Genomic DNA, 9,914 nt, shown 5'->3' on the forward strand with positions numbered 1-9,914 from the left:
TTTTTTCACGATCACTTCATTATTCTTAATTATTCTAATAATCCATTTTTCACCAAATAGAAGACCCTTTATTGGAACCATATATTCACTTCTTGAATTTAGATCTTGAAATACCGTTCTTCCCATAAAATCAATTATGGAAACCCCATCTAGTCTTTCAAAAGAAGTAAGTGAAATGGAAATGAAATTCAATTTCCTCTCAATTTGAAGCTTTGACTTTTCTCCTATCTCATTTACAGAGGTAATGATTAGGGAATCCATCCACATGGGATATTTGAGATCTCCAAACAAATTAGGACTGGCCAAAATCCATGCTTCTTTATCAATTTCCTTCTCCCAGCTGGCTTTAATTACATCATTTACATTCAACCTGGAATCACCCCAACCTTGCCCCTTCCACATAGCCTGACTTTCCCAATCGGCATTGATATAAGCAAAAGCTTTTATTCGATTATTTCCATAGATCTTTTCAAAAAGTGGAGTGAACCAGGCTTGCCAATGACCTTCTCCTGATCCATTTTTTAGATCTCTTCTTGGAGTGGCTTCTGCGATCATAATGGGTTTATCATGAGCATCCGCAAAATCCCGAATACTTTGCCCAGGGTTTGGTCCATCAAAATGAGAATATCCTACCCAGTTTACATATTCATCTCCAGGATACCACCTTTCAATACTTGGTGTATTAATACCAGCTGATTGCCAAACATAAGCCACATTCCGAATGTCCATATCATCAAAATATTTGACGATATAAATCCATGCAGCTTTAAAATCATCGGGATTATACCCATTCCAGGAACCATCAAATTCGTAACCTATCCTTAAAAACACAGGCCGATCCTGTTCTTTGATCCATTCCCCCAGAATATTAATATCGTAATCGGAACTTCCTGCGATTATACTTTTCAGCTTACCCACCAAATGTAAACCTATTACTATGGTTGTATTTTGAAAATCAGTTGCTTCTACATAAGCTTGGGCATTCACATCTCCAGCACCCCAATTAGCTTTAAATTTTAAGCCCGACAAGCCCGGAAATCCTGCGTAGGTGGTTACTCCAGCAGGAAAATGGCCAAAATGATCTACATAACCATCATCATAATCTGTCAGGCCACCAACTGCACCCAAATCCTGCCCCATGATCAATAATTTTTTTCCATCTTCCGGAGCGTATTTAGGAGCCCCACTATGGCTGCTTTTTTGCCCAATTAATAACAAGGGAAAAAAAGCAAAAAATATGACTATCAATTTCTTCATTCTCATTAACTTCCTCTAAAAAGGGGAGGAATTCTTTCTCTGTCCTTTCATTTATTGAAATTACCAGATCCAGAAACCTCCACTTATCCACTATTAATGATTAGTACCCAGGGTTTTGCGTTAAAATAAATTCTCCATTTTCATCTTGTCCTGTTGCTAGAATATCGTCAACAGGGATAGGCAAGTATTCATCCCTTCCTCTTCTAAAATTTTCTAACCTGCTCTCTGCATCTCCCCATCTTACTAGGTCATGAAAACGATTCCATTCTGTTGCTAACTCTAACCTTCTTTCTAACTTCAAAGCTTCCAAAGTGAGGGGCTTTGAAGACAATCCAGCTCTTTCTCTCACCTGATTAAATGCTTCTTGCCCGCTCCCGGAAGCCCCATTTACAGTTGCTTCGGCCAAAATCAACAACACTTCTGCATAACGCATTACTTTTTGATTTAAAGCAGATTGTTGCAGACCTGGTGATGAAGCTTCCAGCTCCTCAGGTGTAAGGAAATATTTCAGTGAATAGGCATAATCATTTCCATACCTTCCTCCACTTTCAGGACCATTTATTCCACCCGAAAACCAACCATCCGGAATTGGATTAAAACCAGCATCTGTCAGAATTTGAGAATCAAAGGTATGTCCCTCCTGCATAATGGTTGCATCTCTCCTTTCCGTATCCCCTTCATCATTAAAGGCCTTTAATAGATCAGAAGTTGTCAAATTATAATTCCATCCTGCGATAGTTGTAGGGGCAAAAGCAGGAGCAAAAAACTGCAGACTTAAACTTGTTTGTTTACCTGTTGTCCAGGCCCCACCTGCAGGATCATTAATAAAATCAAGTTCAAAAATAGATTCCTTCCCAAATTCATTATCAATCTTAAAATTATCCACATAGTTTTCCTCCAATTCATAAATACCTAAATCTATAACATCCTGGGCGGCGTCAGCAGCAGCTTGCCATTTTTCCTGATACAGGTATACTTTTGCCAATAGACCTAAGGCGGCTCCCCTTGTGGCCCTATATTGTTCATTTTGAACTGTTGGGAGTCCTTCAGCTGCTATAATAAGATCGCTTTCTATTTGGGCGTAAACTTCAGCGATGGGCTTCCTTTTTACCTCATCTGGATTTGATATATCGGCAGGTTCATCTCCAAATAGAGGAACTTCTCCAAAGTTTTTGACCAGCTCAAAATAATAATAAGCCCTCAAAAACTTTGCTTCCGCCAAATACAATGCCTTCACATTAGCATCCAATACTTCGGTAACCACCAAACCCTGAATGATTTGATTGGAATTTGCCACCCCAGTGAAAAACTTCAACCAAATAGATTTCACAAACAGATTGGAAGAATTTAAAGTGGTGAAATTCTGTAAATCATGTGATGGAGGTTGATACAAAGCATTCTCAATAATCACATCATCTGAACGGATATCTGTATACATCAGAGGCATACAATAACCGTCTCCCAAAGTATTATTAAATTCCCACCGCATTGGATGATAAGCTGCAGGCAATAATTGGGCTATCTCTGCTTCCGAAGAAAAAACATCTTTGGTCAGTTCCTCCACAATAGGCTCCTCTTCCAGAAAATCCTCATAGCATGCCGTCATAAAAACTGTGACAAAGCACATCAAAACTACTAATTTATATTTCATCTCTGTAAATGTTTTTTGTCCTTAAAATGCTAATTGAATACCGCCTATGACTGACTTAGCTTGAGGATAAAATCCTCGGTCAATCCCTACATCCCTCGGATCATTATTGGCTCCTATTTCAGGGTCAAATCCTGAGTACTTTGTGAAAGTAAAGAAGTTATTGACACTTACATAAAGTCTAAGTTGAGTCAATCTAAATTTTTTAAGAAGAGCGTTAGAAAAATTATACCCCAGTGTAATATTTCTTACTCTTAAATAACTCCCATCCTCAATATAGTAATCGGAAAATTCATTGTTTACCACATCCAAGGCAGAAGGGCGCATTACATTAGAGTTCGGGTTTTCATTTGACCAAGCATATAACACTTTGGTAGTACGATTGGAATATGGAAACCCGTAGCCCATGGAGGCATTCACCACATCATTTCCCTGAACTCCGTTTAAAAATGTAGTAAGATCAAAGCCTTTATATTCCATCCTAACGTTAAAACCATAAGTAATATCAGGATATGGGTTTCCAATAATCATTTTATCGTATTCCGCACTGATTTCACCATCAGGTGAACCATCAGGACCACTTATATCGGCATAGACTGGATTTCCCTCATTATCCAATCCTTCAAATTTATAACCATAAAAACTTGCAATAGGATGCCCTACATCTGAAAGAGATAAATTTGGTGTTCCTTGAAAAACCCTGGTATTAGCACCAGGAATTGGCAAACCACCTCCCAGATCTGTCACCCTATTTTTATTAAAACCAAGGTTGGCTGAAATGTCGAATTTAAAGTCTGGTCCAATTTTGTCTCTATACATAAGAAATACCTCCAATCCCTCGTTTCTTACACTAGCTGCATTTCGATAAGGAGCTGGTACACCTGCATAAGAGGGATTAGGGAATGCTAGCAACATATCCTTGGTTTCCTTTATGTAATAATCGAGTTGCAAACCAATTCTATTGGCAAATAAATCAATATCCAATCCCACATTGGTTTGTGTAATTTCTTCCCATTTTATGTCACGATTAAAATCTTGCTTTACCAGGTTTCCTCCAGCGTCATAAGAATATCTGTCAAAATATTGGTAGGCAGGGATTCTATCATTACCATTAATTCCCCAACTAGCCCTCAGTTTCAGCTGCTCAAGAAATGTAAGTGAATTCATAAATTCCTCATCAGAAAGCATCCATCCCACATCCACAGACGGAAAAAATCCCCATTTATTTTCAGGGCCGAATTTAGAAGAACCATCTCTACGTAAAGTCATACCAAACATGTACTTCTTCTTAAAATTATAAAACAACCGACCATAATAAGAAGCAGTGGTATTTACTTCTCCCAATTCTGGAAGGGGAGTAAGGTCTTCTGCCGCATTAATGATATGATCAAAACTTACCTTACCGAATTCATTCTCTGAAAAATTAATTCCCGTTCTTCCATCACCAGAAGTTCCATTTTTCAATAAACTTGTTCCTAAAACAGCACTCAAACTATGGGCCCCAAAAGTTTTGTTATAATTCAAATAAGCTTCCCACTGCCAATAATAGGTGGAAAAAAATTGTTCTGTTAAAGTGTTGATTGGGTTATTAATACTTTGATCGGGATAATCAAATTTTTGCCCAAACTGCTTTATATCAGTTTCAGTTGAGAAATAACCAAAAGAAGAATTTGCCTTAAGCCCCTTCATAATTTCTCCACTAACTAACACATTACCAAAATATACATTAGTGTTGCTACGGTTATCACCATGGGTTAAACCCAAAACAGGATTTCCAAATTCGGCAATTGGATTTAGGAGAACTCCATTGTAAGTGATGGCACCAGTTCGTAATCCATTATTGAAAGGACTTCCGTTTTCAGCATAAACAGGATAAATAGCAGGAAGAGAAGCAACGGAAGATAATAAGAAGGAATTTTCACTATTTTCAGGAATAAACCTTCTTTTTCGATTACTATAACTTCCCAACACACTGATAGTAAACCTGTCCAAAATTTTAGAATTTACTTTCAGCTGAAGGGTTTTTCTACCGAAATCAGTTGGACCGATTATACCTCCCTGATTAAAGATCCCTCCTCCCAGGTAATAATCCGTTTCACCTATTTTACCCGAATAAGACAAATGATAATCCTGAATAGGTGCCTCATCAGACACTTCCCGTATCCAGGTAGTAGTGGGCAATTTATTCATTTCTTCGGCAGAAAAAGGACCTCTTCCTCTTCCTTCCACCGACTCTCCTTGACGAATCAGGTAATTAATGGAATTATTATAATATTCAGCATATTCTCTGGCATTCAAATAATCTCCCTCATGTGCCAAACTCTGCACCCCATAATAAGAGGTAAATCTGATTCCCAATCCATCTTCTTTTTTTCCAGATTTGGAGTGAATATTAATAACCCCATTACCTCCCCTTGCACCATAAATAGCACTTGCGGCTCCATCTTTATAGATATCAATCCCACCAATATCGTTTGGATTAATAAAACTCATATCGGGGAGCTGAAAATTATCCAAAAGAATTAATGGAGTAGCATTTCCTGCGGTACCAACCCCACGCATTCGAATAGTTGGTGTGGAACCAGGAGACCCAGATTGCTGCATAACCACTACCGCTGGTGTTGCCCCTTGAATGGCCTGCTCCAATCGAGCAATAGGTCGGTCCTCAATCATCTTTTGAGGTTCGATTTTACTAATGGCGCTAGAAACCAATCTTTCATTTTGAGTTTGCCCATAGCCCATGATCACGACCTCATCCAATTCATCAACGTCCAATTCCATTTTAAGATTTAAAACGGATTGGCTATTAATTGGCAAACTAACGGTTTTATAACCTAAGAAACTAAAAGTCAAAGAAGTGGCTTCTTCAGGAACCTTAAGGGAATACTTTCCATCTACATCAGTGGTTGTTCCTACGGTGGTGCCTGCCACAAACACACTTACCCCCGGAAGGGGCAAGGCTTCTTCATCTAAGACAGTACCTGAAATTTCTTGCTCTGCCCCTTCTTCTAAGGATAAGAAAGGTACTGCATTGTTATTTGACCAGGCAAAACCACTCGAAAGACCTAACGCTAGGTATATAAGAAGTAATTTCTTTATCATATTACTAGAGTTTATTTCTGTAACTAAATTTTGGAAAAACCAAAATGACCTTATCCTGAACATTAAGAATAGAAGAACTAACTGCAAATTATTTTGCAGTTAGTTCTTGGCCACTCTAACTATTCAATTCTAAAGTTTTTGGCATAAAAGGTTCCTTCTACCAAATGATCCGAACCACCAAATTCTATCATCACACCGTCTAAACTATGCCCTGCTGCTGCTTCAGCTTCTATGGCCGCGGCAAAATCAAATTCTAAACTATGCCACTCATCTAATGTAAGCTCCTCAGACTCCAGCGCCACATAAGTTTCCCAATAATTTCCATTCCGACTTTCATCCATAAACCTTATTATAACTTTCTGAGTAAGTGCTCCCTCGTAAACATTAGTACTCGGAAAATACACATCTACTTTTACGGTTGTACCAGCGGAAAAATCTATTTCTCCATTTGCTCGCATAAGATAATTGGCATACACATAACCACTTGTACCATCACCTTCAACCCGGTTAAATTGGGTAGCTGTTTCTCCTCCCACTTCAACACCAAACGTTAATTCATAAGTCCCATCAACCGACCATATACCACTTCCCTGACCATCTTCGGCAAGAAAACTATGACTTATGTCAGCAGAAGATGTAGTTTCAGCATATGACGATTCATCATTTGGATCCCGATCCCTTTCTGGCTCTGGTTCCGGCAACGGTTTCATTTCCGTAACCGCCCCATGATAAGAAGCCAAAACGTGATATTCTCTTATATCATTAGCCCCATCATTGGTATCTATGTACGTAACCAAAATATCTACATTTTCTCCTGGCACCATTTTGTCAACCTTATATGTAATTCCATCGCCAACATCAAAGGAGAAAATATCATTTTTTAGTCTTGGGTTCAAAATATGAGCCCCAGGGCCCTTTACCTGCAACGTCATGGCTTCTTCATCAACTATCCAATCCCATGTACCAGCCACAAAAGCATCCACATTTTCTCCATTTGTATTTAGAGGCAAACTGCCATTTTCAATAATAATATCTACTTGGTCAGCACCCTCTACGTCTGCCCATACTCCATACTCTCCCCAAAAATCACCATTGAAATCTACGTCATATGTTCCATCAGCATTAAAAGTATATTCGTCATTTGCTGCAGATGGCCTTTGAATCAATAACTGACTGTCTCCTGGCCTTCTTTCATCTTTGTCGCCCCATGCAAACCAATACGGGTTTTCTTCTGTCCAGTCTTCCCCAGCCTTTACTTCACCATTGTCTAAAGGTCCTAATCCTATAGCAAAATTCTCCTCCCTAGCAGCGATCCATGTTTTTCCTACTATGAAAGAAGCAATAGCACCGGCATTTGCTGTTAACACTTCCTGTTTTTGCTCATCAGAATAAGTTGCATTAGAGGCTTTCAGGGTAACTTGATAAGCTCCTGGCTCATCATATTCATGTACAGGAGCTTCGTCAGTTGAGGTTTCTCCATCGCCAAAATCCCACTCAAAAGTAGTAGCATTGGCGGAGGCATTTAGAAAGGTTATTGTATTACCTTCTGCTGTGTAGCTAAAAGCAACTGTTACTTTTTGATCTGCAGGAGGTTCGGGATCTTCCTCACAGGCAGAAAATGTCAACATTAGCAGCAAACTGCCAGTAAATAATAGAGAAATCCATTTTGTAGCATTTTTATTCTTCATCGTTTTTAAGGTTTAGGTTAATTTGAGTTCTTTCACAAATTATTACTTGGAAATAAGCACTAGCAAGAATGACAGCAGGAGCACCAGCAAGAGGACTATTAATGATATCCTAATGGAAAAATACCTATTGGCAATAGTTTTTCTGTTCTTGATAGATTTCATGCCTTTTTTGTTTTGCATTCGATTGAAATTTATTTAAGTGGCAAAAAAGAAAGGTGGAATAATTAATTTTAAAAGAAGAGAAGCTTTGAAAAAAGGAGGAATAATTCGTTAGATTAGGGGGGAAATTTCGTTTTTAGCTAAAAAATAGAAACTATCCCACGGACAACACACCTCTGAAAATCAGCACATTACACTATTCTCAGAATTAAGAAATGAAATTTTCCACCTGGAGCTTTTAATTTTTTCTGTGAAAGACCGAAAAGAACAAATTAAAATCCAAAAAGTGACAAAACGTAGACCTAAAGTTTCCTACTTCAAGGTAATTTCCTTCTTATAAGCCGAAGGAATCACCCCATAAAATCTTTGGAAACACTTACTGAAATATTTAGGATCAGTAAACCCTACCTCATGACTAACCTGAGTAATTGATCCATAATTTTTGTTTAATAAAACAGCTGCTTGTTTAAGCCGAATTGTCCTTATAAATTCCACAACGGTTAGATCTGTTAATGCCATTAGCTTTTTATAAAGAACAGAGTGGGACATTCCTATTTCCTTGGCTATGCGATCCACTTTTAGGTTGGTATCCGAAATATTATCTTCTATTATTTTAATAACCTTATTTAAAAACTCCTCATCGGGTTGGGTAACCGCAATATCGCTCGGCAGCATATTAAACTCCTTTGAATAACGCTGTCGCAGTTTTTTCCTTGATTCAATTAAATTCTTAACCCGTATACTCAGTATTTTTTCATCAAAAGGTTTAGTAATGTAGTCATCTGCCCCAGTTTCCAATCCTTCGGCCTGGAATACATTGGACACTTTTGCTGTGAGCAAAATAATAGGGATATGACTAGTTCGTACATCACTTTTTAGCTGATGACAAAGCTCCAACCCATCTACCTCAGGCATCATAATATCACTAATGATAATATCAGGAATATGCTTAAAAGCTTTCTCCAATCCAATTTTTCCATTTTGGGCGGTTAACAAATTGAAATTTTTCTCGAAGCTCTCTTGGAGGAAATAAAGTATTTCCGGATTATCATCTATCACCAAAATGGTGGAAAGATCTGGTTTTGGCTGCACTTGTTCAAATACTTCCAGCAACTGGGCATATTTCTTTTGGGATTGCTTTTCTACTTGTTTAGGAACTTTCTCCCCATTTGATTTGAAGTCGCTCCCCATTTCATTCTCTGAAAGATGGGCCTTTCCCATGGGTAACCAGACATAAAAGGTAGTGCCAACCCCTACCTCACTTTTCACCATAATACACCCATGATGCAGTTCAACATAATTTTTTGTAATCTCCAATCCAATTCCAGACCCTCCTACGGATATAGTTTCAATATTACTGGCCTGAAAATAGCGATCAAAAACATGTTTAAGCTGATTTTGGTGTATACCCACCCCTGTATCACTTACCTCAATCTCCAGTACCTTTTTTGTGAAGGCTGAAAATTCCCCAAAATGTGAAAAGTTTGGTGAATTTCCACTAATCATGAGTTTTGAGGCCTTCTCCACTGAATTCCGTCTTATCTTTAATTTAACTGAATCTTTACTGGAAGTGAATTTAAAAGCATTTGAAAGCAGGTTAACCAGTATTATCTCCAATTTATCCCGATCATAATAAAGTTTTAATTCATTTTCTTCAAAAACTAATTCAAAAGAGATCTGCTTCATACGGGCGTGATGTTTAAAAGCAACGCCGATTTCCTGAATAAAGTCAACCACATTTTCCTCCCCTGCCTTTAATTTAAGATTATGAATTTCATATTTTCTAAAATCCATCAATTGATTGGTCAATTTTTGCAACCTCGAGGCCTGCTTTTGAATTAGCAAAAGATTTTGGCGCATCTTATTATTAAGCTCAGTGTTGCGAATCATCCTATCAAGAGGGCCAAGAATAAGGGTTAATGGCGTCCTCAATTCATGGGAAAGGTTTGTGAAAAATCGAAATTTGTCTTGATTGAGCTCATTTTCCCGTTCATATTTATACTGCTCTAAAGCAAGTTTTTGATTTAATTCAGAACGCTTCATCAATTCACGTTGAAATA

The 9,914-nt window shown here is 38.0% G+C and carries 5 protein-coding genes; all 5 read right to left on the minus strand.

The annotated features are described in order from the left end of the window. A partial coding sequence (locus tag E1171_RS14845) for a glycoside hydrolase family 26 protein (RefSeq protein ID WP_187696474.1) occupies positions 1-1,257 on the minus strand: 1,257 nt, incomplete at its 3' end. A 100-nt stretch (positions 1,258-1,357) separates the two neighbouring features. Then, the gene (locus E1171_RS14850) at positions 1,358-2,908 is read right to left on the minus strand and encodes a RagB/SusD family nutrient uptake outer membrane protein (RefSeq protein WP_155206830.1); all 1,551 of its coding nucleotides are present in this window, start codon (positions 2,906-2,908) and stop codon (positions 1,358-1,360) included. A 21-nt stretch (positions 2,909-2,929) separates the two neighbouring features. Further along, positions 2,930-6,007: a SusC/RagA family TonB-linked outer membrane protein gene (locus tag E1171_RS14855; RefSeq protein WP_187696475.1), complete on the minus strand. Its 3,078-nt coding sequence runs from the start codon at positions 6,005-6,007 to the stop codon at positions 2,930-2,932. Positions 6,008-6,126: 119 nt separating this feature from the next. Then, positions 6,127-7,695 (minus strand): PKD domain-containing protein, encoded by a 1,569-nt coding sequence (locus tag E1171_RS14860; protein ID WP_155206832.1) that lies wholly within the window; start codon positions 7,693-7,695, stop codon positions 6,127-6,129. A gap of 471 nt (positions 7,696-8,166) precedes the next feature. Beyond that, positions 8,167-9,914 (minus strand): hybrid sensor histidine kinase/response regulator transcription factor (locus E1171_RS14865; protein ID WP_222931511.1); only part of this gene is annotated, 1,748 nt, incomplete at its 5' end.

It is taken from the genome of Xanthovirga aplysinae (genome assembly GCF_009711365.1).
GTDB lineage: Bacteria > Bacteroidota > Bacteroidia > Cytophagales > Cyclobacteriaceae > Xanthovirga > Xanthovirga aplysinae.